At 66.6% G+C, this 743-nt stretch carries 1 protein-coding gene; it reads right to left on the reverse strand.

Features of this window, described 5'->3' with window-relative positions:
* Positions 1-581: hypothetical protein (locus DEQ92_RS24210; protein ID WP_233516926.1), on the reverse strand; the 581-nt coding region annotated here is incomplete at its 3' end.
* Positions 582-743: the final 162 nt, after the last annotated feature.

Consider the following 743-nt stretch of genomic DNA (forward strand, 5'->3'; position numbering starts at 1 on the left):
CCTGCGCCGGCCGTAGATTCAGCGGTGTCGCCGCCAGCAGCGGTGCGCTCGTTGTCATCAGGTCCAACATCCCTTCGCCGCGGACGGCGTGCGTTGAAAGTGAACGCCGGCGACTCAAACTCGGAGGGTTGCGGCTCGACGAACCGCTGCTGGAATCGGAACTGGTAGGGCTGCGTGGTCGCGGTTGCGGTCGCCGCACTGGTTGCAGCCGGCTGTGCAAGCGCATCTATGAGTGCCGCCCCGCCAGAGAGCCCGAGCCCGCGGCCCAATCCGAGTCCACGCGTCACCGGCGCCGATGTTTGTCCGGGGCCAGATATGCCCCCAGGGCCGGCTAGGCCTCCGGCGAGTGGGCGAGCAGAGCTACCGACGACCGCAGTCTCGGAGGGCTGCGTCGACGGCTGTTCAGCTTCTTCGAGCAGTTGCTCGGCCTCTTGGATTGTGTCCTCTGTCGACTGGGACGGCGACGTGAAGTCCTCGCGGTTCATCGGCTCCGAGGACTCGGAGACGGCTTCTTCGGGAGTCGTCGCCGTTCCATCATCGATCTGCGGGCCAGTGACCTCGCCCGGGATCGTCGGACTCATCGGCTCTTCGGTCGTTGAGCCGCCTTGCGTGCCTGGTCGCTGCCGGCCTTCGATGCGGCCTTGGCGAACGGCCGTACTGAACGATAGCTCGAATGGCGACGGCGCGTCTTCAGCGGGGACGTCGATCTCGTTCGGCGCAGCTTTGCCGTCTTGTGGGACGCC

Origin of the sequence: Haloferax sp. Atlit-6N (assembly GCF_003383195.1) — an archaeon.
Taxonomy (GTDB): Archaea; Halobacteriota; Halobacteria; order Halobacteriales; family Haloferacaceae; genus Haloferax; species Haloferax gibbonsii.